The organism is Gordonia zhaorongruii, assembly GCF_007559005.1.
Classification (GTDB): domain Bacteria; phylum Actinomycetota; class Actinomycetes; order Mycobacteriales; family Mycobacteriaceae; genus Gordonia; species Gordonia zhaorongruii.
On the sequence record NZ_CP041763.1, the window covers coordinates 889,014 to 913,798 of the forward strand.

The 24,785-nt window shown below is 68.8% G+C and carries 26 protein-coding genes; 24 read left to right on the plus strand and 2 right to left on the minus strand.

The annotated features are described in order from the left end of the window. Window positions 1-73 precede the first annotated feature (73 nt). The 20 genes from eccCa (at window position 74) to groES (ending at window position 19,330) form a co-directional block, all read left to right on the plus strand. Window positions 74-3,952 (plus strand): type VII secretion protein EccCa, encoded by a 3,879-nt coding sequence (eccCa, locus tag FO044_RS04020; protein WP_235831524.1) that lies wholly within the window; start codon window positions 74-76, stop codon window positions 3,950-3,952. Beyond that, window positions 3,949-4,770: a hypothetical protein gene (locus FO044_RS15130; protein WP_244945784.1), complete on the plus strand. Its 822-nt coding sequence runs from the start codon at window positions 3,949-3,951 to the stop codon at window positions 4,768-4,770. The genes eccCa and FO044_RS15130 overlap by 4 nt, the downstream gene beginning before the upstream one ends. Further along, on the plus strand, window positions 4,721-5,134 hold the full coding sequence (locus FO044_RS04025) for a type VII secretion-associated protein (protein ID WP_244945785.1): 414 nt from the start codon (window positions 4,721-4,723) through the stop codon (window positions 5,132-5,134). The genes FO044_RS15130 and FO044_RS04025 overlap by 50 nt, the downstream gene beginning before the upstream one ends. Before the next feature lie 69 nt (window positions 5,135-5,203). Further along, on the plus strand, window positions 5,204-5,746 hold the full coding sequence (locus tag FO044_RS04030) for a YceI family protein (RefSeq protein WP_132993995.1): 543 nt from the start codon (window positions 5,204-5,206) through the stop codon (window positions 5,744-5,746). Between the two features lie 224 nt (window positions 5,747-5,970). Then, a complete protein-coding gene (gene rplM / locus FO044_RS04035; protein WP_132994126.1) occupies window positions 5,971-6,414 on the plus strand; it encodes a 50S ribosomal protein L13 in 444 nt (147 codons plus the stop codon). Next, complete coding sequence (gene rpsI, locus FO044_RS04040) at window positions 6,411-6,938, plus strand: 30S ribosomal protein S9 (RefSeq protein ID WP_132993994.1); 528 nt, start codon at window positions 6,411-6,413, stop codon at window positions 6,936-6,938. Before rplM ends, rpsI begins: the two co-directional genes overlap by 4 nt. A 14-nt stretch (window positions 6,939-6,952) precedes the next feature. Beyond that, window positions 6,953-8,299, plus strand: a complete 1,347-nt coding sequence (gene glmM / locus FO044_RS04045; RefSeq protein WP_132993993.1) for a phosphoglucosamine mutase — start codon at window positions 6,953-6,955, stop codon at window positions 8,297-8,299. Window positions 8,300-8,355: 56 nt separating this feature from the next. After that, entirely contained in the window at window positions 8,356-8,661 is a 306-nt protein-coding gene (locus FO044_RS04050; RefSeq protein ID WP_143965354.1) for a hypothetical protein, read from the plus strand. Continuing rightward, window positions 8,658-9,251, plus strand: a complete 594-nt coding sequence (locus FO044_RS04055) for a hypothetical protein (protein ID WP_132993991.1) — start codon at window positions 8,658-8,660, stop codon at window positions 9,249-9,251. Before FO044_RS04050 ends, FO044_RS04055 begins: the two co-directional genes overlap by 4 nt. After that, window positions 9,248-9,439, plus strand: a complete 192-nt coding sequence (locus FO044_RS04060; RefSeq protein WP_132993990.1) for a hypothetical protein — start codon at window positions 9,248-9,250, stop codon at window positions 9,437-9,439. The genes FO044_RS04055 and FO044_RS04060 overlap by 4 nt, the downstream gene beginning before the upstream one ends. Window positions 9,440-9,452: 13 nt before the next feature. Then, window positions 9,453-10,370, plus strand: a complete 918-nt coding sequence (locus tag FO044_RS04065) for a dienelactone hydrolase family protein (protein WP_244945786.1) — start codon at window positions 9,453-9,455, stop codon at window positions 10,368-10,370. A gap of 18 nt (window positions 10,371-10,388) precedes the next feature. Continuing rightward, window positions 10,389-12,251 (plus strand): glutamine--fructose-6-phosphate transaminase (isomerizing), encoded by a 1,863-nt coding sequence (gene glmS / locus FO044_RS04070; RefSeq protein WP_143965355.1) that lies wholly within the window; start codon window positions 10,389-10,391, stop codon window positions 12,249-12,251. Window positions 12,252-12,270: 19 nt separating this feature from the next. Further along, a complete protein-coding gene (locus FO044_RS04075; RefSeq protein WP_132993987.1) occupies window positions 12,271-13,746 on the plus strand; it encodes an NAD(P)H-hydrate dehydratase in 1,476 nt (491 codons plus the stop codon). Further along, entirely contained in the window at window positions 13,743-14,927 is a 1,185-nt protein-coding gene (gene alr, locus FO044_RS04080; RefSeq protein WP_132993986.1) for an alanine racemase, read from the plus strand. The genes FO044_RS04075 and alr overlap by 4 nt, the downstream gene beginning before the upstream one ends. After that, entirely contained in the window at window positions 14,920-16,107 is a 1,188-nt protein-coding gene (locus tag FO044_RS04085) for an alpha/beta fold hydrolase (protein WP_412917632.1), read from the plus strand. Before alr ends, FO044_RS04085 begins: the two co-directional genes overlap by 8 nt. After that, on the plus strand, window positions 16,100-16,570 hold the full coding sequence (tsaE, locus tag FO044_RS04090; RefSeq protein WP_132993985.1) for a tRNA (adenosine(37)-N6)-threonylcarbamoyltransferase complex ATPase subunit type 1 TsaE: 471 nt from the start codon (window positions 16,100-16,102) through the stop codon (window positions 16,568-16,570). The genes FO044_RS04085 and tsaE overlap by 8 nt, the downstream gene beginning before the upstream one ends. Beyond that, window positions 16,567-17,370 carry a tRNA (adenosine(37)-N6)-threonylcarbamoyltransferase complex dimerization subunit type 1 TsaB gene (gene tsaB / locus FO044_RS04095; RefSeq protein WP_328591146.1) on the plus strand — a complete coding sequence of 268 codons (804 nt, stop codon included), beginning with the start codon at window positions 16,567-16,569 and terminating at the stop codon, window positions 17,368-17,370. Before tsaE ends, tsaB begins: the two co-directional genes overlap by 4 nt. A 22-nt stretch (window positions 17,371-17,392) precedes the next feature. Then, complete coding sequence (rimI, locus tag FO044_RS04100; RefSeq protein WP_132994124.1) at window positions 17,393-17,860, plus strand: ribosomal protein S18-alanine N-acetyltransferase; 468 nt, start codon at window positions 17,393-17,395, stop codon at window positions 17,858-17,860. Beyond that, complete coding sequence (tsaD, locus tag FO044_RS04105; protein ID WP_132993983.1) at window positions 17,857-18,885, plus strand: tRNA (adenosine(37)-N6)-threonylcarbamoyltransferase complex transferase subunit TsaD; 1,029 nt, start codon at window positions 17,857-17,859, stop codon at window positions 18,883-18,885. Before rimI ends, tsaD begins: the two co-directional genes overlap by 4 nt. 148 nt (window positions 18,886-19,033) lie before the next feature. Beyond that, window positions 19,034-19,330, plus strand: coding sequence for a co-chaperone GroES (groES, locus tag FO044_RS04110; RefSeq protein ID WP_132993982.1), 297 nt, complete (start codon window positions 19,034-19,036; stop codon window positions 19,328-19,330). Between the two features lie 153 nt (window positions 19,331-19,483). On the opposite strand, the gene FO044_RS04115 is transcribed toward groES, so the two are convergent. After that, complete coding sequence (locus tag FO044_RS04115) at window positions 19,484-19,783, minus strand: WhiB family transcriptional regulator (protein WP_132993981.1); 300 nt, start codon at window positions 19,781-19,783, stop codon at window positions 19,484-19,486. 431 nt (window positions 19,784-20,214) lie between these two features. On the opposite strand from FO044_RS04115, the gene FO044_RS04120 reads away from it, so the two are divergent. From FO044_RS04120 to FO044_RS04130, 3 genes are all read left to right on the plus strand, one after another. Next, on the plus strand, window positions 20,215-21,093 hold the full coding sequence (locus FO044_RS04120) for a hypothetical protein (protein WP_132993980.1): 879 nt from the start codon (window positions 20,215-20,217) through the stop codon (window positions 21,091-21,093). Between the two features lie 124 nt (window positions 21,094-21,217). Continuing rightward, the gene (locus tag FO044_RS04125; RefSeq protein WP_132993979.1) at window positions 21,218-21,793 is read left to right on the plus strand and encodes a sigma-70 family RNA polymerase sigma factor; all 576 of its coding nucleotides are present in this window, start codon (window positions 21,218-21,220) and stop codon (window positions 21,791-21,793) included. Next, on the plus strand, window positions 21,790-22,677 hold the full coding sequence (locus FO044_RS04130) for an anti-sigma-D factor RsdA (RefSeq protein WP_132993978.1): 888 nt from the start codon (window positions 21,790-21,792) through the stop codon (window positions 22,675-22,677). The genes FO044_RS04125 and FO044_RS04130 overlap by 4 nt, the downstream gene beginning before the upstream one ends. A 132-nt stretch (window positions 22,678-22,809) precedes the next feature. Here the strand turns inward: FO044_RS04130 and FO044_RS04135 are convergent, their stop codons facing one another. Further along, on the minus strand, window positions 22,810-23,199 hold the full coding sequence (locus FO044_RS04135; RefSeq protein WP_132993977.1) for a DUF5319 domain-containing protein: 390 nt from the start codon (window positions 23,197-23,199) through the stop codon (window positions 22,810-22,812). A gap of 65 nt (window positions 23,200-23,264) precedes the next feature. Between FO044_RS04135 and guaB the strand changes: the two genes are divergently transcribed. Then, window positions 23,265-24,776, plus strand: coding sequence for an IMP dehydrogenase (gene guaB, locus FO044_RS04140; RefSeq protein WP_132993976.1), 1,512 nt, complete (start codon window positions 23,265-23,267; stop codon window positions 24,774-24,776). The last annotated feature ends 9 nt before the right edge of the window (window positions 24,777-24,785 follow it).

Below are 24,785 nucleotides of genomic sequence, written 5' to 3' on the forward strand. Positions count from 1 at the left end.
GTCAGGGCAGTCAGGACAGTCAGGGCTTCCGGGGCCCTGGACGCCGACCGTCGGCCACCGGCGCAGGGGGCGGATGCCGAAGCCTGCGGTACCGGGTGGCGACCTCGTCGTGGCGCCTCCGCCGGAGCTGTCCCGCGGGGTTCCGCAGAGTCTGCTGCTGCGTCTCCTGCCTGCGGTGATGGTGGTCGCGGTGGTCGGCATGATCGCGATGATGGTGGTCACCGGCGGTCGCTCCGCGTTCGCCAATCCGCTGTTCCTGATGTTCCCGCTGATGATGGTGATGTCGATGGTCGGCATGGTCGCCTCGGGTGGACGTGGCGGACCGGCGCGGGCGGCGGAGGTCAACGAGGACCGCAAGGACTACCTGCGTCACCTCGAGCAACTGCGCGGGCAGGCCGACGAGGTCGCGGAGGCGCAGCGCGCCGAGGCCCAGTGGGATCATCCCGCCCCGTCGACGCTCGCGTCATTGCTCGGATCGCGCCGGATGTGGGAGCGGCGTCCGGCCGACCCCGATTTCGGCGACGTTCGGGTGGGGCTGGGCGCGCATCGTCTCGCGACGGTGCTCGAGATTCCGGAGAGCGCACCCGCTGATGACGTCGAGCCGGTGTCCGCAGTCGCGCTGCGCCGTTTCGTCCAGGCCCGGTCGGCAGTGCCCGACCTGCCGACAGCTGTTGCCCTGCGCGGATTTCCGGCGATCAGCATCAGCGGTCCGCATGATGACGTGCACGCGCTCGTGCGGTCGATGATCTGCCGTCTCGCGGTTCAGCACGGTCCAGACCATCTGGGGATAGCGATGGTCGTCGCCGATCCGGTGGCACCGGAATGGGACTGGCTGAAATGGCTGCCGCATCTCGGGCATCCGCGCCGCGTCGACGCACTGGGGCCGTCGCGAATGGTCTACCGCTCGTTGGCCGCCTTGGAGGACGACCTGGCGGCCGACATCGCCGAACGCGCCAGGTTCTCCCGCACCGAGCCGTCGACCGAAGTGCGGCATCTGGTGGTGATCCTCGACGACGGGCGGGTGACCGGCGACGAGGAACTCGCACTCGGGGCGGGACTCGACGGCGTCACCGTCCTCGAACTCGGTTGTGCGGCGGACTCGCTAGCTGCCCGTCGCGGTCTGGCTCTGATCGTGGACGCCGGATCCCTGTCGGCGCGTACCGAAGCCGGGGTGGAGCAGTTCGCCGTGCCCGACCGGTACACGCTCGCAGGCGCGGAGGCGCTGGCGAGATCGCTCGCGCGGTACCGACCTGCTGCATTCGGTGCACTGGCAGATCTCGACACTCCGGCCACCGCGCAGGATCCGGGGCTGCCCGCACTGGTGGGCGTGGCAGATGCGGGTTCGTTCGACCCAGCGGACGAATGGCGTGGTCGTCGCGGTGCGGGCAGACTGCGGGTGCCGATCGGGTACTCGGCGTCCGGAACGCCCGTCGAACTCGATCTGAAGGAGAGCGCGCACGGGGGAATGGGACCGCACGGTCTGTGCGTGGGTGCCACGGGCAGTGGAAAGTCGGAACTCCTCCGCACGCTGGTCCTGGGGCTCATCGCCACGCACTCGCCCGACGAGCTGAATCTCGTACTCGTCGACTTCAAAGGCGGCGCGACCTTTCTGGGGCTTGATCGCACGAATCACATTGCCGCGGTCATCACCAACCTGGAGCAGGAGCTCTCGATGGTGGACCGCATGGCGGACGCCCTGTCCGGCGAGCTGCACCGCAGGCAGGAGCTCCTCCGGGCCGCCGGAAACTTCGCCAACGTCACCGATTACGAACGTGCGCGCGCAGCCGGCGCCGACCTGCCGCCGTTGCCCGCCCTGGTGATCGTGGTCGACGAGTTCTCCGAACTGCTCGCCCAGAAGCCCGACTTCGCCGAACTCTTCGTGGCGATCGGAAGACTCGGCCGTTCGCTGCACATCCATCTACTTCTCGCCTCGCAACGACTAGAGGAGGGGCGGCTGCGCGGGCTGGACAGTCATCTGTCGTACCGGATCGGATTGAAGACCTTCTCCGCCAACGAGTCACGGACCGTTCTCGGAGTTCCGGACGCCTATCACCTGCCGAGCGAACCGGGTGCGGCATATCTCAAGTGCGACTCGGGGACGCCGGTCAGGTTCCGCACCTCGTACGTGTCGGGACAGTACGTGGCACCGGAGGAATCGTGCGTGACCGACGACCGCCCCTCGACAGCCGTGACAGTCCTGCAAGCCGACACCGTCATCGAGGTCCGTCACGACGACGAGATCCGCACCCCGCCGGGGGAGAGCATCGGGCCGACAGTTCTCGAGACCCTCGTGGATCGCATTGCCGGACATGGAAGCTCGCCGCACCCGGTGTGGCTCCCGCCTCTCGAACCGGTGGTCGCGATGAGCGAACTCCCGATGGTGACGCACGGTCTCTTGTCCGCGACGATCGGCGTCGTCGACCGGCCTTACGATCAGCGACGTGATCCGTTGCGGGTCGATCTCTCTGCAGCGGCCGGGCATGCCGCGGTCGTCGGTGGCCCGCAGTCGGGCAAGTCGACGGCGCTCCGCACGCTGATCTGCGCCTTCGCGTCGACGCACTCGCCTGCGGAGGCGGCGTTCTACTGTCTCGACTTCGGCGGAGGCGGGCTCGGGGCGATCGGCGGTCTGCCGCACGTGGGCGGGGTGGCCACGCGCAATCGTCGAGATGCGGTCCGTCGCACCGTGGCCGAGGTGTCGGCGGTGCTGAGCGCGCGGGAGAGTGCGTTCGCCGAAGCGGGGATCGATTCGATGGCCGCTTACCGCCGCGCCCGTAGTGAGGGGCGGTTCGCCGACGACGAGTACGGCGACGTCTTCCTCGTGGTGGACGGGATCAGTGTGCTGCGCAACGAGTTCGAGGAGATCGAGGACCGCGTGACGACGCTGGTGGCGCAAGGTCTGTCGTACGGCGTGCACGTCGTGGTCACCGCCAGCCGATGGGGCGAGATCAGACCCGCAGTCAAGGACCTGATCGGCACTCGGGTGGAGCTCCGACTCGGTGACGCCCTGGATTCGGAGATGAGCAGACGTGCGGCGGCTTCGGTGCCCGCCGACCGGCCGGGCCGCGGCATCACCGCGGACGGTCTGCACCTGCTGGTCGCGTCGCCAGGCGACGCGGAGGGGACGGCGGCGCTCGTCGAGACTGTTCGGCGTTCGCACAGCCGTGCCGCACCGGCTGTGCGAACGCTGGCGACCGACGTGCCCGCGGAGGCGTTCGCGGCGATGACCGCCGATCTCGACCTCGCGGCAGGCCAAGTGGCGATCGGCGTCGGTGAGGCCGAGCTCGCGCCGTTCACCGCCGACTTCGGCAGGGAGCCGCACCTGCTGGTGTTCGGCGACGCGGAGAGCGGCAAGACGCAGACGCTGCGGGCGGTGGTGGAAGGACTCGTCGCGAGTGGCGGATCCGAGACGACCAAGGTGGTGCTCGTCGACTTTCGTCGCACGCTGCTCGGTGCCGTGACCGGAGACCATCTCGCGGGATATGCGACGTCGGCCCGGACGGCCGCGCCGATGATGGCACAGCTGGCGGAGTACTTGGGTGCGCGTCTACCCGCCGACGACGTGTCCGCCGAGGCTCTCGCCGACCGTTCGTGGTGGTCGGGCCCCGACGTCTACCTGGTGATCGACGATTACGACCTGGTGGCGACCGCCGCTGGGAATCCGCTCGCACCGCTCGCTGAACTTCTTGGCCATGCGCGCGACATCGGGTTCCGGGTGATTCTCGCCCGTCGATCCGGAGGTCTCGGACGGGCGCTGTTCGACCCGTTCATCGCCCGGATGCGCGACCTGTCGTGCGACGTCCTGTTGATGAGCGGCGACCCCGACGAGGGCTACGTGATCGGCCGCCACCGGATGCAGCGCCTGGGAATCGGTCGTGGCGAGTACGTATCGCGCAGCAGGCGGGCGGAGACGATCCAGGTGGTCGCTCCCCGAGTCGACGAGCCCACGACGTGAGCGGACCACTCGTGATCGACCTCGGGTACGGGGAGGAACCGCGGATCGGCGGCCTCCTCGAGCACATCGACGACGCTCGCGAACGTGCCGCTCAGCGGGGCGCGTTGGCCGCCTGGTTGTCGGCTGCCCAGCTCGACGGGACGATCCGGTCGGGGCCGGTGGCCGTCGTCCACCCGACGGTCTGGGGCGGCCGCCGGACCGCCGCACTGCTCGGAGAACTGCACGCGATCGGCGTCGAGGCGCATCCCGTACCGCGAGCGGCTGCACTGGCACGGAGTCATGCCGATGCGACGATCGTCCGGTGCGCGGTGATCGAGACGCGATTACTGCCGGATACCGGCGGGCACTGGTCTGCTCACCTCGTGGAGCGGCGCGCAGGGGAGTGGACGATAGCGAGATCTGCGGTGGCCATGCCGGAGGACGTGCCGGCAGATGAGCGATGGGCTGCCGTACTGGGAGCGGCCGACACGGTGATCGTCGACGGCCCGGACGGCACTGTGCAGGACGCGATACGGACGACGACCGCACCGTCGGGCGGCGGCGTGCTGCGGGCGGACCCCGTGCTGGTCGCGCGGCACGGCGCGCCTGCAGTCGGCGATTCACTCGTGGCCGCCATCCCACCGGTGCCGCCGCTGCGGGCCGGCGGGCGTCGGCGCACCGGGTTGACCGTCGCGGTGGTCCTGCCTGCTCGTCGCCTGCGCCTGGCTGGCGGGCCGTGTCGGGCAGGCGGACAGCGGGCCCGCGGTGCGCGACGAGACAGTCGGCGACGTGCGGATCGTCGTGCCGGGCACCTGGCATCGGACCGACCTGTCCGGTGATCGGCCCATGGACGGTGCGGGAGTTCGCGCGGTGTTCGCCGACCCGGATGACGGGCGCCGCATCGTCGTGGTCGTCACAGAACTGCGTGCCGGTTCCACCCGGGCATCGGTTGCCGAGAGCCTCGCCAACCGGCTGCGGCAGCGCGGCGACCACGTGGTCCGCGAGTTCGCGTCCGATGCGGTGTTCGGTGGCCGCCACGTCATCTCCTACCGCGAGACGCCGGCTTCCGGGCCCGCCCTCGCCTGGTACATCCACGTCGATGGGCGGACCCAGGTGAGCGTCGGCTGCCAGCGGGGAAGCGGCGCCCACGTGGTGGGTGAGGAATGCGCCGACGCGGTCGCGTCGATCGCGCAGATCGGGTGAGGTCGGGCGGGAGAGACGGCCACGAGCAAAACCCTCGGCGTCATCACTCGACCGCCGTACGCTGGCGGCATGGCCTCCACCCAACGATTCGGTCCTGCCGAGGGATCGCTCACCTTGCACACCGACGTCACCGGAAAGGCCGCGCGCACCGGTCACCGGCTCACCATCGGATTCACGGACTGGACGGCCACCGTCGACTACACGGCCGACCAGCCGTCCCATGTTCGTGTGCAGGTCGCGACCGGATCGCTGCAGGTGAGATCCGGCGAGGGCGGACTCACGCCGCTGACGGCGCCCGAACGCACGGTGGCGCGAGCGAATGCGGTCAAGGTGCTCAAGGCGGAGAAGTTCCCGCAGATCGTCTTCGACGCCTCCGAGGTGGTCGCCGACGGCGACGGATACCGGCTCACCGGACGACTGGAGATCTGCGGGAAGACTCGACCGCACATCCTGAGCGTCGCACCGACCGGGGCAGGCGCGGCCCGCACGGTGGCGGGGCAGACGGTGGTCAGTCACGCCGACTTCGGGCTCAAGCCGTTCGGGATGATGATGGGCGCTCTGCGAGTCGCAGACGAGGCGACGGTCCGCCTGCAGATCGCTGTGCCCGAGTAGTGCTGCCCGAGTAGTGGTGCCGGAGTAGTCGGCGAGCGGGCGGCCGGAGCAGCGCGAGCGCCCGGTCCGCACTGGGTCGCGACGTTTTGACCTGCGTCGCCGCGCCCGCGTACTCTGGTTCGCTGGCGCTTTGCACATCGAGCCCCCGGGTCCCCACTGGTCGCCGGGAATCTGCTCGCAAGGTGTCGTGACCAGCAACAAAGCAAACCGAAGTGAGGACTCCTGTGGGTACCTACAGCCCGAAGGCCGGTGACATCACACGTACGTGGCATGTCATCGACGCCACCGATGTGGTGCTCGGCCGCCTCGCCGTGCAGAGCGCGAACCTGCTCCGCGGCAAGCACAAGCCGACCTACGCCCCGCACGTCGACGGTGGCGACTACGTCATCATCGTCAACGCCGACAAGGTCGCGATCAGCGGCGACAAGGCGAACAAGAAGCGCCTTTACCACCACTCGGGTCACCCGGGCGGCCTCAAGTCCCGCACTGTCGGCGAGGTCCTCGAGACCCGTCCCGACCGTCTCGTGGAGAAGGCAGTCAAGGGCATGCTCCCGAAGAACAAGCTGGGTAACGCCATCGGCTCCAAGCTGAAGGTGTACGCAGGCCCGAATCATCCGCATGCGGCTCAGCAGCCCGTTCCCTTCGAGATCAAGCAGGTGTCCCAGTGAGCAACGAGAACGAGAACGTGAACGACGTCGAGGTCGTCGCTGACGAGGTCGTGCTGGAAGACGGCTCGTACACCTCCGAATCGACCGGCGAGGCTCCTGCCGCCGACGCCGCGCCCACGCGTGGCCCGGTTGTCCTGGACCGCCCGATTCAGACCGTCGGTCGCCGCAAGGAGGCCGTCGTCCGCGTCCGCCTCGTCGCGGGCACCGGCGAGTTCTCCCTGAACGGCCGCGCCCTCGATGAGTACTTCCCGAACAAGGTCCACCAGCAGCTCATCAAGGATCCGCTGGTGCTGGTCGAGCGCACCGAGACCTTCGACGTCCACGCCAAGCTGGTCGGTGGCGGCCCGTCGGGCCAGGCAGGCGCACTGCGTCTGGCTATCGCCCGCGCCCTCATCGAGGTCAGCCCCGAGGATCGCCCGGCCCTGAAGAAGGCAGGCTTCCTCACTCGCGACGCGCGTGCCGTCGAGCGCAAGAAGTACGGCCTGAAGAAGGCCCGTAAGGCCTCGCAGTACAGCAAGCGCTGATCGCTTCGCATACTGTGGCACGCCTTTTCGGCACCGACGGCGTCCGAGGCCGGGCCAACGACCAGCTCACCGCAGAGCTGGCGTTGCGTCTGGCCTCGGCCGCCGTTTCGGTACTCGGTGCAGATACGAACTCCGGCCCTGACGAATCGGGCCGCAGACCGCGCGTCGTGGTCGGCCGCGACCCCCGCGCTTCCGGTGAGCTGCTCGAGGCCGCGCTGTGCGCAGGCCTCGCCGCTGCCGGAGCGGACGCGATCCGGGTCGGCGTGGTGCCGACCCCGGCGGTCGCCTTCCTGACCGCGGACTACCGCGCCGACTTCGGTGTGATGATCTCCGCGTCGCACAATCCCATGCCGGACAACGGCATCAAGTTCTTCGCGGCGGGCGGTCACAAGCTCGCCGACAACGTGGAAGACGCGATCGAGGCGGCGATGGACGCTCCCGCTCCGCGTCCCACCGGCGCGGGCGTCGGACGGCTCGTCGACGCCCCGGACGCCGAGGATCGATACCTGCACCACCTCGCAGGCGCGCTCGACGGGTCACTCGACGGACTGACGATCGTCGTCGACGGCGCGAACGGTGCGGCCGCCACGGTCGGGCCGCACGCCTATGAGGCTGCCGGGGCCACCGTGATCGCCATCAACTGCGAGCCCGACGGACTCAACATCAACGACCGCTGCGGTTCCACCCATCTGGACGTGCTGCAGGCCGCGGTCCTCGAACACGGCGCTGACCTGGGTCTGGCGCACGACGGGGACGCGGACCGCTGCCTCGCGGTCGACTCGACCGGTGCCGTGGTGGACGGCGACATGATCATGGCGATCCTCGCGATCGACATGCACGAACGCGGCGAACTGGTCGACGACGTGCTGGTGGCGACCGTGATGAGCAATCTCGGGCTCCACATCGCGATGCGCGAAGCGGGCATCGACGTGAAGGTGACCGGTGTCGGCGATCGCTACGTGCTCGAGGAACTCCGCAAGGGTTACTCACTCGGTGGCGAGCAGTCGGGTCACATCGTGGTTCCCGCGGTGGGGACGACCGGTGACGGAGTGCTCACCGGGCTGATGCTCGCGCGCCGCGTGGCGTCGACCGGCCGCCGGCTCGCCGATCTCGCGTCGGTGATGAGCGTGCTGCCGCAGGAGCTGATCAACGTGCCGGTGTCGGACAAGCACGCCGTCGCGCAGGCCGTCGTCGTCAGCGACGCGGTTCAGGAGGCGGAGACCAAACTCAACGGCAGTGGCCGCATCCTGCTGCGTCCGTCGGGCACGGAGCAACTGGTCCGGGTGATGGTGGAGGCCGGCACCGCGCAGGAGGCGCGGGCCATCGCCGAGCAGGTCGCGAAGGTCGTCGCGGACGTCTGACGGCCTGATTCGTCCCGGCGCCGGAACCCGACCACGATCGAGTGCGTCTAACCGGTATGGAGGACGTCGAACTCGGTGTCGAAGCCGAACGGTTGATCACTCATGGTGCGCGTCACGCCGATCAGGCGGCCGTTCTCGCCGAATGCGCGGCAGCACTCGCGTCGGGCGGATTCGGTGCGTGGTGGCATGACGGCGATTCGGCGCGCACCGCAGGCCTGGTCGCGCATATCAGCGGCCTTGCGGAACGGCTGACCACGACAGCGTCGAGCGTCGGCGGTTACGCGACGTCGGTGACCCGGCGGGTCGGCGAACTGGACGAGTCAGACCGGATCGGCGCGCAGTTCGTCCGAGGACTGCCGTGATCGACGACTTCATCGCAGTGCTCGACGTCGGCGCCGGACTCGGGCTCGTGTCGTACGACGAATCGGCCGTGCGTGCTCCGCACCGCGATGTCACGGACTTCGAACCCGCTGCCCTCAACGCCGACGCGGCCCGTCTGACGACCATCGCGCACCGACTCGCGGGACTCGCCGGATCGGGTGACGACGTCGCCGGTCTCTGGTCGGGCCGCGCGGGCGACGCCGCGTCCACCGTGTTCGCCGCGACCAGCGTCCGCAGGGGCTCGATCTGCGCGGATGTCGCGGCGTCTGCGGCCGCCCTCAGATACGCGGCGAGCGCGCTCGACGAGGTCATGTCGCGATACTCGCAGGCGATGGCCGCAGTCTGCGCGTACCGTGTGCTGGGTATCGATCTCGATGCGCTGCCCGCCGCGGTGGCGACCCGGGCGATTTCGCGAGACGAGGCGCGCGGAGAGTTCATCGCGCGCATCGAGTACGCGGATGGTGCCGGACGCGCCGCGCACGCCGCGGTGCGCGATGTGGTCTCGGCACTGAACCAGCTGACCGGCGCAGGCGACTCGCCGGGCGAACTGATTCTGGCGGGAGACCGATGACCGCCGACGAGCAGATCCGCGCTGCGACACGGACGGCCACCGACCGATTCGACGGCGCTGAGCAGCAGTATCTCCGCAGACAGGCCGCCCCAGAAGCCGTGCGCGCAGTGCGTGTGATGCCAGGAGATGAGCTCGATCGAGCGCTCCCGAGACTCCTGTCACCGGCCGCGGGACGCCGGATGCACTGATACCGGGTCGGACATGACTACGCTGGAGGTCGTGTTCGGGAAGAAACTGGGGGCACCGAAGCCCGACAAAGCAATCAAGGAACTCGCGCGCCGCGGACCCTACAAGGTCGACCGCGGAGATCTCGCCATCGTCGGGATGAGCGGTTTCGTCTTCGCGCCCCGGGAAGGGAAGAGGCTCCCGGCCGTGGCGCTCGCGCACGACTGGCGTGCGTCGAGCACCCGTTACCGCGACCTGATGTTCCACCTCGCGTCGTGGGGCATCGTGGTGGCGGTGCCGGACGGTGAGACCGGAGTGTTCGCGTCCGACGTCGAACTGGCGACCGAGCTGCGCACCGCGGTCACCGTGCTGCAGACCATCCCGCTGGGCGACGGCACCGTGTCGGTGGATCCGGATCGCGTCGGCCTCGCCGGACACGGGTTCGGTGCTGCCGCTGCTCTGCGAGCGGCATCGGAGACCGTTCTCCACGGTCGGCCGCCCGTCGACGCTCGTGCGCTCGCGGCGGTCTTCCCGGCGCCGACGACGTCGGACCTGCTTCCGATGGCCGCGACGGTGAAGGTTCCGTCACTGGTGCTCGCGGCGACGGGGCACGTCGATTCGATGACGGGCAACGCGCGTGCGGTCGCCGACGAGTTGGCCGGCGATGTGGTGTTCCGCACTGTCACGGGCGCCGATAACCGCGGTCTGCTGGAGAAGCGCGGCGTGAAGTCGCTGCTCGGTGTCAGCGGTGCCGACCGCGACACCCACACCGCAGTGCGCGCGCAGCTGACCGGATTCCTCCTGCACACGCTCGGCGGAGACGACCGGTACGCCGACTTCGCGGATCCGAAGGTCACCATGGGCGACTCCGTATCGACCCCGACCGAAGACATCGAACCGGCCGAACTCGATCACTTCTCGCAACTGCTGGGCGCGAAGCCGCCCAGCAAGTGACGGGTACTCTCTTTCACTATGTGCGGAATCGTTGGATACGTAGGTCGGCGGCCGTCGCTCGACATCGTCGTGGACGCTCTGCGGCGGATGGAGTACCGCGGCTATGACTCCGCCGGCGTCGCCATTCTCGACGGTGACGGTGGCCTGTCGGTCGAGAAGAAGGCCGGTCGTCTGGAGAATCTCGACAAGCAGATCGCCGAGGTCGGACGCGAGCATCTGAGCGGCACCACCGGAATGGGGCACACCCGCTGGGCGACCCATGGTCAGCCCACGGACCGGAACGCGCATCCGCACGTCAGCGCCGACGGCAAGCTCGCCGTCGTGCACAACGGCATCATCGAGAACTACGCGCCGCTGCGCGCCGAACTCGAGGATGCCGGACTCGACTTCTCCTCGGACACCGACACCGAGACCGCAGTGCACCTGCTCGAGCGCGAGTACGCCTCTGGCGAGTCCGCAGGCGACTTCGTGGCCAGCGCCTACGCGACGATGCGCCGTCTCGAGGGCGCCTTCACCCTGGTCTTCACCCACGCCGATCACCCGGACACGATCGTCGCAGCCCGGCGGTCGACCCCGCTGGTGGTGGGAGTCGGCGACGGCGAGATGTTCCTGGCGTCCGACGTCACCGCGTTCATCGAGCACACCCGCGAAGCCGTGGAACTCGGTCAGGACGAGGTCGTGGTGATCACCGCCGACTCGTACGAGGTGACCGACTTCGACGGCAACGCCACCGGCGGCACCCCGTTCCACATCGACTGGGACCTCGCGGCCGCCGAGAAGGGCGGCTACGACTACTTCATGCTCAAGGAGATCGCCGAGCAGCCGGAAGCTCTCGGTAACACGCTCCTCGGGCACCTGCAGGAGGGGCGGATCGTCCTCGACGAGCAGCGCCTCTCCGATCAGGATCTGCGCGACGTCGACAAGGTGTTCGTCGTGGCCTGCGGCACCGCCTACCACGCAGGCATGATCGCCAAGTACGCGATCGAGCACTGGGCCCGACTGCCCGTCGAGGTGGAGCTCGCCAGCGAGTTCCGGTATCGCGACCCGGTCCTCGACCGCTCGACCCTGGTCGTCGCGATCAGCCAGTCCGGGGAGACGGCCGACACGCTCGAAGCGGTGCGCCACGCCAAGGACCAGAAGGCGCGAGTCCTGGCGATCTGCAACACCAACGGCGCTCAGATCCCGCGCGAATCCGACGCGGTCCTGTACACGCATGCCGGCCCGGAGATCGGCGTCGCGTCGACCAAGTGCTTCCTCGCGCAGATCGCCGCCGCTTACATGGTGGGGCTGGCTCTCGCGCAGGCCGTCGGCACCAAGTACCCGGACGAGGTGGTCCGGGAGTTCGAGGCGCTCGAGGCGATCCCGGACGCGGTGAACGAGGTCCTCGAGCAGATGGAACCGGTGCGCGACCTGGCCCGCAAGTACGCGTCGTCGGACACCGTGCTGTTCCTCGGTCGCCACGTCGGGTACCCGGTGGCGCTCGAAGGTGCACTCAAGCTCAAGGAACTGGCCTACATCCACGCCGAGGGATTCGCGGCCGGCGAACTCAAGCACGGCCCGATCGCACTGATCGAGGACGGCCTGCCGGTGATCATCGTGATGCCGTCGCCGACCGGGCGTGCGCTCCTGCACTCCAAGATGGTCAGCAACATCCGGGAGATCCAGGCACGCGGTGCCACCACGATCGTGCTCGCCGAACCCGACGATGCGGCGGCGGCCGCTGTGGCCGATCACCTGATCCCGATCCCGCACACGCCGACCCTGCTGCAACCGCTGGTCTCGACGGTGCCGTTGCAGGTCTTCGCGGCGACGGTCGCGCAGGAACGCGGATACGACGTCGACAAGCCGCGCAACCTCGCCAAGTCCGTCACGGTCGAGTAGCACCGGTGCAGGCGCGGCCGTGATCGCTTATCACTCCGCCGACGCGATCCGGGCGGCCGAACGGGCCACCGGAACGCTGTTCTCCGACGGCGTGCTGATGAAACGGGCCGCCTACGCGGTGGCCGCAACCGTCATCGCCGAACTCGGTCGGGGCCACGCCGGCGTTTACGGGCGCCGGGTGGGTCTGGTCGTCGGGGCCGGCGACAACGGCGGTGATGCTCTCTATGCGGCCCGTCATCTCCGGCGACGGGGAGTGGCGGTAGACGCCGTCCTCACGGCGCCCGAGCGTGTGCACGCCGCTGCGCTGGCGGACTTCCGTGACTCGGGTGGCCGGATCGTCGGCGAACTGTCGATCGGTACCACCGACATCGTGGTCGACGCCGTGGTCGGACTCGGCGGGCACGGGCCGCTGCGTGATCCGGTGGCGAGTGTCTTCGCAGCCGTGCACGCGGCCGGAATCCCGGTCGTCGCAGTGGATCTCCCGTCCGGCGTCGACCCGGATACCGGCACGGTGCACGACCCCGCAGTCCGGGCCGACGTATCGGTCACCTTCGATCTCCCTCGACTCGCACACCTGCTCGCAGCGCCGCAGTGCGGCCGCGTGGTGATCGCCGAGATCGGTGTTCCCGACAACACCCCGCCCGAACTCGCGTCGCCGAGCGACGCCGAGATCGCCGCCTGCTGGCCCGTTCCGGGGCCGGGAGACGACAAGTACACGCAGGGCGTGGTGGGCGTCATCGCCGGGTCCGCGCGCTACCCGGGGGCTGCGGTCCTGTGCACGGACGCGGCGGTTGCGGCGTCGTCGGGGATGACGCGGTACGTCGGCGCCGCCGTGCGCGAGGTGCTCGCCCGGAACCCGGAGACGGTGGCCGTCACCGACCTCGCGGACGCGGGGCGGGTGCAGGCGTGGGTCATCGGCCCGGGGGGCGGGACCGGCGAGGCGAGCGCGCAGATCCTCGAACGCGTCCTGGCCGACGACGTTCCGGTGCTCGTCGACGCCGACGCGCTGACAGTCCTGGCCGGGAACGCACACCTGCGGGAGCTGGTGCGCGCTCGGTCGGCGCCGACTCTGCTGACGCCGCACGCCGGGGAGTTCGCACGGCTGGCGGCAGCAGCGGGAAGCGGCGCCGCCGACCTGCTCACCGATGGGCATCGTCTCGCCGCGGTGCGCCGACTCGCCTCGGAGACCGGTGCGACGGTGCTGCTCAAGGGGCGGATAACACTCGTCGCCGACCCGGACGGCACCGTCTGGGGCAACGACGCGCGGGCCTCCTGGGCGGCGACCGCCGGATCCGGCGATGTGCTGGCCGGGATCGCGGGCGCACTGCTCGCGGCTGGGCTCGCGCCGCGCGTCGCGGGAACGGCCGCGGCCCGCGTGCACGGGCTCGCGGCACGCCGGGCCAGCGGAGGAGCGCCCATCGGCGCGTCGCAACTGGCCGCGGCGGTCCGCCCGGCGCTGCAGGATCTGCTGCATTTGCGACAATGGAAGCGATGACCACCGCAAATCTCGTAGCCACCGTCGATCTCGACGCCATCGCGCACAACGTCGGAGTGCTGCGTGCGCGATCGGGCGCCGGAGTGATCGCCGTCGTCAAGGCCGACGGGTACGGACACGGTGCGCTCCCGGTGGCTCGAGCCGCACTCGGTGCGGGCGCCGAAGCGGTCGGCACGGCGAGTATCCGTGAGGCCCGCGAGCTCCGGGCCGCCGGACTCGACGCCCATCTGATGGCCTGGCTGCATCGGCCGGACGCGGACTTCGCGGGAGCGGTCGCCGACGACATCGACATCGCGGTCTCATCGCCCCGGCAGCTCGACGCGGTGCTCGCGGCGGCGCGGACCGTCGGGAAGCGCGCCACCGTGACGGTCAAGGTCGATACCGGCCTGGCCCGGAGCGGCGTGGCACGCGAGGAGTGGGACGAGACGGCCCGGACCGTTGCCGAGGCGGTCGCCGAGGGCGCGATCGACCTGCACGGCGTGATGTGTCACCTCGCGTTCGGCGATGTGCCGGACAATCCGGCCAACGATCAGCAGGCGGAGCGGCTCGATGACGCGGTCGCCGACCTCACCCGACTCGGTGCCGCCCCGCGCGTCGTCCACATGGCCAACTCGCCCGCTGCGCTCACCCGTCCGGACCTGGCCCGCGATCTGGTTCGCCCGGGAATCGCGCTGTACGGGTACTCGCCCATCCCGTCGATGGGCGACTTCGGACTGATCCCGGCGATGACGCTGGAGTCGCAGGTTGTCCTGATCAAGAAGGCCGCGGCCGGGCAGGGCGTCTCGTACAACCACACGTGGACGGCCGGCGAGGACACGGTTCTGGGCGTCATCCCGGCGGGGTACGCCGACGGTGTGCCGCGTCAGCTCTCGGGGCGCATGCAGGTGCACATCGGGGAGCGGCTGTTTCCAAGCGTCGGCCGCATCTGCATGGATCAGCTCGTGATCGATCTCGGCCCGGACGGGGGAGGAGTCGCCGAAGGCGATCGAGCGGTGCTGTTCGGTCCGGCATCGGCGGCGCGCGGTGATCGCGTCCCGACGGCGACCGACTGGGCGGACATGCTGGGCACCATCGATTACGAGATCGTGGCGCGGATCGGATCGCGTCCCGAACGTCGTTACGTGGGCGGCGCGGACGGTAACGAGCGACGAGTCGGCGAGGAGGCGGACGAAGTTGGCTGACGGAGGCCGTAAACGCATCGGATCGGGGCTGTCGCAGGTGGGATCCCTCGGCAGGGACACCGCGGGCAACTTCATGCGCCGCCGCCGGACTCGTAAGGCGACCGACTGCGTCGACCAGAACGCCGAAGTGGACTTCAAGGCGATCTACCGGGACGAGGCGTCGACGGTGATCGCCGACGACGGCCTGGCGCTTTCCGTCCGCTGGCTGGTCACCGGACCTCCGCCGAGTACCGGGCTGCCGTGGGGACGTGGAAACACGCCGGAACTGACTGTGATCTTCGTCCACGGCTTCACGCTGCGCATGGCATCGTGGCATTTCCAGCGCTACCAGCTCGCCGAACGGTGGGCCGGGCGCAACATCAAGATGGTGTTCTACGACCAGCGCGGGCACGGGAAGAGCGAGCCCGCGTCCGCCGAGAGCTCCACGATGGAACAGCTCGGCGACGACCTCGCGAGCGTCATCCGGGCCGTCGCGCAGACCGGCCCGATCGTGCTCGTCGGCCACTCGATGGGCGGTATGACGATCATGGCGCTGGCCCGCAGATACCCGAAGCTGTTCGGGCACCGCGGCCGCGTCGCCGGAGTCGCGCTGGTGTCGACCGCTGCCCGCGGCATCACCGAGGCGGGTCTGGGCGTGGGACTGAACAATCCGGTCGTCGACGCGTTCCGTCTGTCCGTCAGGTACGTCCCGCGGGTGGTCCAGGCGGGACGCAGCATCACTCGCGGCGCGGTCCAGCCGGTCCTGGTGGCCGCCAGCTTCGGCCCCGGTTACGACAGTCCGGCCGCCGGGCGTGCGGTGGAGTCGATGATCCAGAACACGTCGATCGCGAGCATGGTGAATTTCCTGAAAGTGCTTGAGAGCCATGATGAGTCGACTGCGCTGCCGACTCTGGCGCAGGTCCCCACCGTGGTCATGTGCGGTGATCATGACCGGCTGACACCGCTGGCGAGTGCACTTCGCATGTACGGAGAGTTGGGCGAAGACGCGGAGTTCGTGGTGGCCGAGGGCTGCGGTCACATGCTCCAGATGGAGGACCCCGGTCTCGTGAACGACGGCATCGACGCGCTCGTCTCGCGTTCGCGTCTCGCGCTGGGCCGTCCGATGATGCCGTGGCGCGGCGGAGCTCGCGCATCCGATTTCGTGCGGCGCGCCGTCGAACGAGGAGTGCGCCGTGAGTGATCGCGGGTCCGGCGGCCGGCGCGATCTGCCCGAGACCGCCGACACCGAGGACCTCGGCCGCGAGCTCGCCGGAACGCTGCGCGCGGGGGACGTGGTGATCCTCGACGGGCCGCTCGGTGCAGGTAAGACGGCGATGACCCGTGGGATCGCGGCCGGACTCGGCGTGCGCGGCCGGGTGACGTCACCCACCTTCATCATCGCCAGGCAGCATCCGGCGGGCGTCGAGGGAGCGCCCGGATTGGTGCATGTGGACGCGTACCGGCTCGCCGCCGCCGACGGGACCGCCAGCCTCGAGGATCTGGACGCGCTCGACCTGGACACCGACCTCGCGGACAGTGTGGTGGTCGTCGAATGGGGCGAGGGCGTCGCCGAACGGCTCGCCGACGAGCATCTGCATGTGCGCTTGCAACGCGACGAGGAGTCGGAGACGCGGTACGCCGCATGGGAGTGGGTGAGCCGGTGAACCCGGAACAGGTCGAGGCCGACCAGACGCAGACCGTCCTCGTGATCGACACCGCCACCGAATCGGTGGTCACCGGGGTGGTGCGAGTCGGATCAGCAGGGGAGACAACCGAACTCGCGGTCCGTTCGGTGAACGATCACCGTCGGCACGCTGAGGTGCTGACCACGCTCATCCGCGAGGTGCTCGATGAGGCGCAGTTCCCGGGCGACAGTGTGGATGCGGTGGTCGTCGGTATCGGCCCCGGACCGTTCACCGGACTGCGGGTCGGCATGGCGACCGCAGCCGCCTACGGCGATGCGCTCGGACTACCGGTCCACGGAGTGTGCACTCTCGACGCGATCTCGGTCACCGCAGATGTCCCGGGTGTCCACGTGGTGGTGACCGACGCCCGTCGCCGCGAGTTCTACTGGGCGCAGTACTCGGCTGGAAACGATCGGGCAGGACGCGGTGAGACTGGCCGGGTTGGGGAACCTGCCGTGGCCGCGCCCGCCGATATCGCTGTGGCCCTCGAATCCGCGGCCCTAGAATCGGCAGATCCCGAATCCGCAGATCCCGGATCCACTGGGGCGACGACCGTCGTCGGCGCCGCCGCACTCACCGGCCGGGTGGCTGCACCGGGGACGGCGACGGTGGACGTCAGCGCGCCGACACCGGCGGGTCTGGCCGCCGTGGCCGCTCGCGAGATCCTCGCCGGCTCGGCTCCCGGTCCCCTCGAACCGATGTACCTGCGCCGTCCCGACGCGGTGGAACTGAAGGACCAGCGCCGCAGGTCCCTGCTTCCGGTGACCGATCGTGAGTGAGCCGGTCGTCGACGCGCTGACGATGGCCGATCTGGCCCGGTGCGCCGAGCTGGAGACGCAGATGTTCAGCGGCGATTCCCCGTGGCCGCTCGCCGGCTTCATCTCTGAACTCAGGGCCGACCACAACCGGTACTTCGCGGTGCGCCCGGCGCAGGGCGGTCGGGTCGCGGGTTACGCGGGGATCAGCGTCCTGGGTCCGGTCGACGACCGGGAATGCGAGATCCACACGATCGCAGTCGATCCCGACTTCCGGGGCCGCGGATACGGTCGGGCGTTGCTGGCAGCGCTCCTGGACGTCGCCGACCGCGTCGCCGCACCGGTGTTCCTCGAAGTGCGCACCGACAACCAGGTGGCTATCTCGCTCTACGAGCGAAACGCCTTCACCGTCGCCGGAACCCGGCGCAAGTACTATCAGCCGTCCGGTGCCGACGCGTACACCATGGTCCGGCCGGCGGGCGGGGAACACCCTGGACAGGAGGAACCCTCGTGATCGTGATGGGGATCGAGAGCTCGTGCGACGAGACCGGTGTCGGCATCGTCTCGTGGGACGGTGAGACGGCGACCCTGCTCGCCGACGAGGTCGCCTCCAGCGTCGACGAGCACGCACGCTACGGCGGTGTGGTGCCCGAGGTCGCGTCGCGGGCGCACCTGCAGGCGATGGTGCCGACCATGACGCGGGCACGGGAGACCGCCGGAATCGATCGTCCGGATGCCATCGCCGTCACGATCGGCCCGGGCCTGGCCGGGGCCCTGCTGGTCGGCGTCGCCGCAGCGAAGGCGTACGCGCTGGCCTGGGATGTGCCGCTGTACGCGGTGAATCATCTCGGCGGCCACGTGGCGGTCGACACCCTCGAGCACGGACCCATGCCGTCCTCGGTCGCACTGCTCGTCTCCGGCGGGCACACCCACCTGCTCGGCATCGACGCTCTCTCCCGCCCACTGGTCGAGATGGGCACCACCGTCGACGACGCGGCAGGGGAGGCGTTCGACAAGGTCGCCCGGCTACTGGATCTGGGCTACCCGGGCGGCCCGGCGCTGGACGCGGCTGCCGCGCAGGGCGACCCGGGGGCGATCCCGTTTCCGCGAGGCATGACCGGACCGCGGGACGCCCCGTACGACTTCTCGTTCAGCGGGCTCAAGACCGCCGTCGCCCGATTCGTGGAGGGCGAGGTGCGTGCCGGGCGGACCGTGTCGGTGCCGGATGTGGCCGCGTCGTTCCAGGAGGCCGTTGCGGATGTGCTGACCGCCAAGGCCATCCGTGCCTGTGCGGACCGGGACGTCGAGACCCTGGTGCTGGGCGGCGGTGCGACGGCCAACTCGCGTATCCGGTCACTCGCCGCCGAGCGGACCACCGCGAAGGGGATCGATCTGCGCATCCCGAAACCACGACTGTGCACGGACAACGGCGCGATGGTCGCCACGCTCGGCGCGCATGTGATCGGCGGCGGTGCGCAGGCGTCGCCGCTGACGGTGGCGACCGACCCGGGTATGTCGGTGCAGATCAGCAAACTCTGAACGGCCTCGGTGTTGAGCGTTGGCACTCTCGTAGGTAGAGTGCTAGTCAGTCCTGGATCACACTGCTGCGGCACCCGCGACGACGTAGTCGGAGTGTTCAGGATGCCAAGAACGTTCATCAGTGACTGAAATGAGAAGGACTGACATCGTGGCGAGCGTGAATATCAAGCCGCTTGAGGACAAGATCCTCGTTCAGGCTGTCGAGGCCGAGACCACCACCGCTTCCGGTCTGGTCATCCCGGACTCGGCGAAGGAGAAGCCGTCCGAAGGCAAGGTCGTCGCCGTTGGGCCCGGCCGTGTCAACGAGCAGGGCAACCGTGTGCCGGTCGACGTCGCCGAGGGCGACGTCGTCATCTACAGCAAGTACGGCGGGACCGAGGTGAAGTACGCCGGTGAGGAGTACCTGATCCTCTCGGCTCGCGACATCCTCGCAGTCGTCAGCTGAACCTAGCTGTCCAAGACGGAAGCAGCCCCGATCGGAGAGATCCGATCGGGGCTGCTTCTTTCGCGTGCGCGGTGGTGCCGGCTGGGCTGAGGCCGCCGGCCGGACCGAGGTCTGGCGCAGGCCGGTTACGCCCCAGCCCCTGAAGTCTCTGGGTCAGCTCGCCAGTCGGCGCCGCGGCTGCCTGCGACGCATCAGGTTGCGCTCGGACTCGGTGAGGCCGCCCCAGATGCCGTACGGCTCGTCGGCGTCGAGCGCGTGCGAGCGGCACTGCGTCAGCACCGGGCACGCCGCGCAGACCTGCTTGGCGCGCCGCTCGCGCTGCATGCGGGCCTGGCCGCGTTCGCCCTCGGGGTGGAAGAAGACTGATGAATCGAGACCGCGGCAGCTGCCGTGAATCTGCCAATCCCAGAAATCGGAGTTCGGTCCGGGGAGTCGGTCGAGCGTGGTGGTCAATCTAGCTCCTGATTTAGTCGAGACGTGGATTGCGTCTGATGGCAATGTATGACGCTTCTGAAAAGTGAGTCAAACGTCGATTTGCACGATTGGGAAGGCCGGTCGGCGGGTTTTCGGTGAACAGGAGGTGCTGCTCCGAATTCGGACTTTCGGGGTGCCCGAGAGGGCTCCTGAGGAACGAGTAGTAGGGCGAGAAAGCTCAGCTACCTGCAATTATCGCGGGGTCGGTACCGGTTGCCGGTCTGCCGCTAACTCGGTGGCGCGGGTACTGGCAAGATGGCGTCAGGACGGTGGAATGTGAATCGGATGCAAACGCCCGGTTACCCGGGAAGTACGGAAGCGGCCGGAGTCTCACTGAATGTCATGTGAAGTTAAACAGGTGATGTGATCGATTCCTCGTTATGCGTAAAGCCATTGCGGAAGGTGAAGAGATGCGAGGCGCGGCCGACGAAGCAGGTGTATCCCTCAGTACTGATGCGGCGCTGGAGGCGTTCGGGGTGCCCGATCTCGGAGCCGATGCGCCCGCAGGCGCGTATCGGTGGGCCCGGGCGGTGGCTCTCGGGGGTCGTGGTCGGGCGGCGGCTGCCCGGCAGATCCTGGCCGAACTGGTCTCTCCGGCATCCGCAGGAGCCGTCGACCCGGCGATCGCATCGCTCGCATACGGGACGCGGGGGTCGCTGATCAGACAGGCGGGGGAGCACGGGCGCGCGCGGATGAGTGACGGACGCGCGTGTCTGATCGCCGCGGACCGGCCTACAGCGTCGGGTGGCGGCGACCCGTGGATGGTGGCCGCGTGGCTCGACGGAGTAATCGGTCTGGCTGCCGACAACCTCGGTGTGGGCGACTTCGGTGCCTCCCGTGCACTGCTTCGTCGCGCGGAGGCCGAGTTGGCGGCTCAGGAGTCGGCCTGCAGTACGGATGTGAACTGGGCCATATATCCACGGGTGCGGTTGCGGCACGCCTGGGTATCCACCGAACTCGCGTTGTATTCGGGGGACTCTGCAGGAGTCGCCGACGGCCGGGCCCTCGTTCGGTCACTCGCGCGCGACACGCCGTCGCACCGCCACGTCGTGAAATCGACACTCATCTGCGCCGCGGCCGATGCCGCATCGGGGGATCCCGAGGCGGCGGTCGATGCGGCGCAATGGTGTGAGAAACAGTGCGGACCTGCAGGGTTGCTTCCTCTGGCGTGGGCGTCTGCGACTATGATCCAGGGATTGTCCCCCAGTCGAATGACTGAAGTCGGCCGGGTGGACATACTTGGCGAACAGCTCACAGTTCTCGGTATGCCGATCACTCCGGCGACATGAGGCTGCGGGGTAGGTCGATATGGTGGGCGGATGAACCCATGCAATATCGCTCCGGCCCGCGGTGTTGCCACTCTGTGTCCGGTTCACCCTTTCCAACCCGTAACACTTCGAGACTCGATTGACGATGAAACTGACAGGTGATGCGTTGGGCCAGGCGGTCCAGGCGGCCGCTGCCGGCGACCGCGATGCGCTGAGCTCAGTACTCGAAAGTGTGCGGGAACCAGTCCTGCGCTACTGCCGAGGACGGATGGGTGCCGGTGAACGGCATCTGTTCTCCGCTGACGATGTGGCTCAGGAGGTGCTGATGGCTGTGATGACCGCTCTACCCCGGTATCAAGACCAGGGTCGGCCGTTCATGGCGTTCGTGTACGGCATCGCCTCCCACAAGGTCGCGGACGCGATGCGGTCGGCGTCGCGGATCAAGGCCGATCCCGTCGAGGAGCTCCCCGAGTCCGTGGATTTCTCGAACGGCCCCGAGCAGTCGGCGATCGACGCCGATGCCGGCAGGCAGATGCGCGATCTGCTCGAGCACCTGCCCGAGAAGCAGCGCGAGATCCTCGTACTGCGGCTCGTCGTCGGACTCTCTGCGGAGGAGACCGCCGACATGGTGGACTCCAGCCCGGGAGCGGTCCGAGTGGCCCAGCACCGTGCACTGACGAAACTCAAGAAACTAGTGGCCCCAGGAGGTGAACGTCGATGAGGAACATGCGAGACCCCTTCGATCCGCAGTCCGACCCCATCGACGTCGGTGCGGTCAACCGTGACGACGCGTTCATCGAGGACTTGGCGGCCGGTCGTGCCGCAGAGGTGACGGGCGTAGACGACTACGAGGTGGCCTCCCTCATCACCGCATGGCGGTCGGATGCGTTGAGCGCTCCGATTCCGGCGGAGCCGACACTCGCGCAGGTGGACGACGCTATGGCGGTCCGCAATGCGCGTGGCTCGCTGTCCCGCCGACTGCGCATCGTCTCCGGTGCTGCTGCCATCCTCGCCGTGTTCGGTGCAGGTCTGATGGTGATGTCCGAAGGTGCCGAACCGGGCGACGCGCTGTGGAGCGTGAAGCAGGTGGTGTTCGCCGACGAGGCTCAGCAGACGCAGGCCCGGGTCAACGTCGAGGGCAACCTGAAGGCTGCGGAGGAGGCGTTCGCGGCCGGTGACCAGGTCATGGGGCGGACGTACGTCGAGCGTGCACGAGCAGATCTCGGCCCGGTGAAAAAAGGGGACGTCCACGAACGTCTTGAGGACCGGATAAAGAACCTCATCGACGAGCACGTCGACGCGATCAAGGAGAAGATCGACCCTCGGAGCGAACCTTCCCGCGAGTCGACCTCGCAGCGGGAGCGTCCGACCTCGCAGCGAGAGCGTCCGACCTTGCCGTGGGAGCGTCCGACATTGCAGCTGGAGCGTCCGACCTTGCCGTGGGAGAAGCCGACCGCCGACTCGACGAGCCCGGAGACGGAACCCACCGATCCGCGTTCGTCGCCGACGAAGAAGCCGACCACGCCGCCGAGCACGAACCCCAGCATGACGACGGTTATACCGGTGCCTTCAGTGTCGATCGACCTGCTCCCCGGGGGCAATTAGTCGAGCTAGGCGCCGCCTACGGGCCGGTGACGGCTCACGCATGACGAAAAAGATCCCGCTCGGCAATCAGCCGGGCGGGATCTTTCTGGTGTACCGGGGTCTTTCTGCTGTACGAGGTGCGAATCCCGCGATTCAGATCCGGGGTTCGTTGTAGCGGAACACCGCGTCGGCATAGCCGCGGCAGTAGTCCCAGGTGACGTAGTCCTCGGGCTGCGGGTCCATCGCGGGCTCGTGCGGACGGACCGAACCGTCGACGAGCAGCTGTGAGAGGTTCGCTCGCAGCATGTCCCAGTCGTGGTAGTGGTCCTCACGGCAGTCCTCGCAGACCACGACGAGTCCGCGGAAGCCCCGCGGAGCGAGGAGACGCTGGTAGACGTCGAGATCGGCTAGATCCTCCTGGACGGCTACCCGCTCGGCGTCATCCAGCGGGATGCCCGGATCGATGTCCTCGAGCGCCATCGCGGGGTCGCTCGGGTCGTCGGCGAAGGGGTCCGGCGGAAGTCCGGGGAATTGGTCATGCACATCTCCACCGTAACCGATGGACGGCCGGAAACCAGGCACCGTTCCGTACTCGGTACGATGGCCAGATGACGCACGTTCGCACTGGTGGAGATGATCCGAGCAAAGTCGCGATGCTCGGCCTGACATTCGATGACGTACTGCTGCTTCCGGCGGCGTCGAACATGATCCCGAGCGCCGTCGAGACCTCGTCCAAACTGACCCGGGACATCACGCTGCGCGTGCCCCTCGTGTCGGCTGCGATGGACACGGTGACCGAGGCGCGCATGGCGATCGCCATGGCACGGTCCGGCGGCATGGGCGTGCTGCACCGCAACCTGTCGATCGAGGCGCAGGCGGCCGCCGTCGAGACGGTGAAGCGCTCGGAGGCGGGCATGGTCACCAACCCGGTCACGTGTCTGCCCACCGACACCCTCGCCGAGGTGGACGCGATGTGCGCCCGGTACCGGATCTCGGGTCTTCCGGTGGTCGACACCGCAGGCGATCTCGTCGGCATCATCACCAATCGCGACATGCGCTTCGAAGCCGACCAGTCGCGTCCGGCGGCAGAGGTGATGACGAAGGCTCCGCTGATCACCGCCGAGGAGGGCGTGTCCGCCGAGGCCGCACTCGGCCTGCTGCGGCGGTACAAGATCGAGAAGCTGCCGATCGTCGACGGCAACGGCCGTCTGACCGGTCTGATCACGGTCAAGGACTTCGTGAAGACCGAGCAGCACCCGGATGCCACGAAGGACGCCGACGGTCGCCTGCTCGTCGGTGCCGCGGTCGGCGCCGGTGAGGAGGCATGGACCCGATCCATGGCGCTCGTGGATGCCGGCGTCGACGTGCTCATCGTCGACAGCGCCCACGGCCACTCCCGTGGCGTGCTCGAGATGATCCGCAAGCTCCGGTCCGAACTCGGCAACCGCGTGCAGATCGCCGGCGGCAACGTCGCGACCCGTGGTGGCGCCCAAGCGCTGATCGATGCGGGCGTCGACGCGGTCAAGGTCGGCGTCGGTCCCGGTTCCATCTGCACGACGCGCGTCGTCGCGGGTGTCGGGGCACCTCAGATCACCGCGATCCTCGAGGCCGCCGCAGTGTGCAAGCCCGCGGGCATCCCGGTGATCGCCGACGGCGGGCTCCAGTACTCGGGCGACGTCGCGAAGGCGCTCGCCGCGGGCGCGGACACCGCGATGCTGGGCTCGCTGCTCGCCGGTACCGCAGAGTCGCCGGGGGAGCTGGTGCTGGTCAACGGCAAGCAGTTCAAGAGCTACCGCGGCATGGGCTCGCTCGGTGCGATGCAGGGGCGCGGCCAGGCGAAGTCGTACTCGAAGGACCGCTACTTCCAGGACGACGTCCTCAGCGAGGAGAAGCTGGTTCCCGAGGGCATCGAGGGACGGGTGCCGTTCCGCGGCCCGCTCTCGCAGGTAGTCCACCAGCTGACCGGCGGCGTGCGTGCGGCGATGGGGTACACCGGTGCCGAGTCGATCGCGCAGCTGCAGGAGGCGCAGTTCGTGCAGATCACCGCGGCCGGACTCAAAGAGTCGCATCCGCACGACATCACGCTCACGGCCGAAGCGCCGAACTACTACGCCCGCTGACCCAGGCAC

What these genes read in the sequence shown, in the direction of transcription:
- guaB (WP_132993976.1), top strand. Translation starts at nt 23,265, where the DNA reads ATGACGCACGTTCGCACTGGTGGAGATGATCCGAGCAAAGTCGCGATG.
- FO044_RS04120 (WP_132993980.1), top strand. Translation starts at nt 20,215, where the DNA reads ATGCGAGGCGCGGCCGACGAAGCAGGTGTATCCCTCAGTACTGATGCG.
- alr (WP_132993986.1), top strand. Translation starts at nt 13,743, where the DNA reads ATGACCACCGCAAATCTCGTAGCCACCGTCGATCTCGACGCCATCGCG.
- FO044_RS04060 (WP_132993990.1), top strand. Translation starts at nt 9,248, where the DNA reads ATGACCGCCGACGAGCAGATCCGCGCTGCGACACGGACGGCCACCGAC.
- FO044_RS04130 (WP_132993978.1), top strand. Translation starts at nt 21,790, where the DNA reads ATGAGGAACATGCGAGACCCCTTCGATCCGCAGTCCGACCCCATCGAC.
- FO044_RS04125 (WP_132993979.1), top strand. Translation starts at nt 21,218, where the DNA reads ATGAAACTGACAGGTGATGCGTTGGGCCAGGCGGTCCAGGCGGCCGCT.
- FO044_RS04030 (WP_132993995.1), top strand. Translation starts at nt 5,204, where the DNA reads ATGGCCTCCACCCAACGATTCGGTCCTGCCGAGGGATCGCTCACCTTG.
- glmS (WP_143965355.1), top strand. Translation starts at nt 10,389, where the DNA reads ATGTGCGGAATCGTTGGATACGTAGGTCGGCGGCCGTCGCTCGACATC.
- rimI (WP_132994124.1), top strand. Translation starts at nt 17,393, where the DNA reads ATGGCCGATCTGGCCCGGTGCGCCGAGCTGGAGACGCAGATGTTCAGC.
- FO044_RS04050 (WP_143965354.1), top strand. Translation starts at nt 8,356, where the DNA reads ATGGAGGACGTCGAACTCGGTGTCGAAGCCGAACGGTTGATCACTCAT.
- eccCa (WP_235831524.1), top strand. Translation starts at nt 74, where the DNA reads ATGCCGAAGCCTGCGGTACCGGGTGGCGACCTCGTCGTGGCGCCTCCG.
- FO044_RS04065 (WP_244945786.1), top strand. Translation starts at nt 9,453, where the DNA reads ATGACTACGCTGGAGGTCGTGTTCGGGAAGAAACTGGGGGCACCGAAG.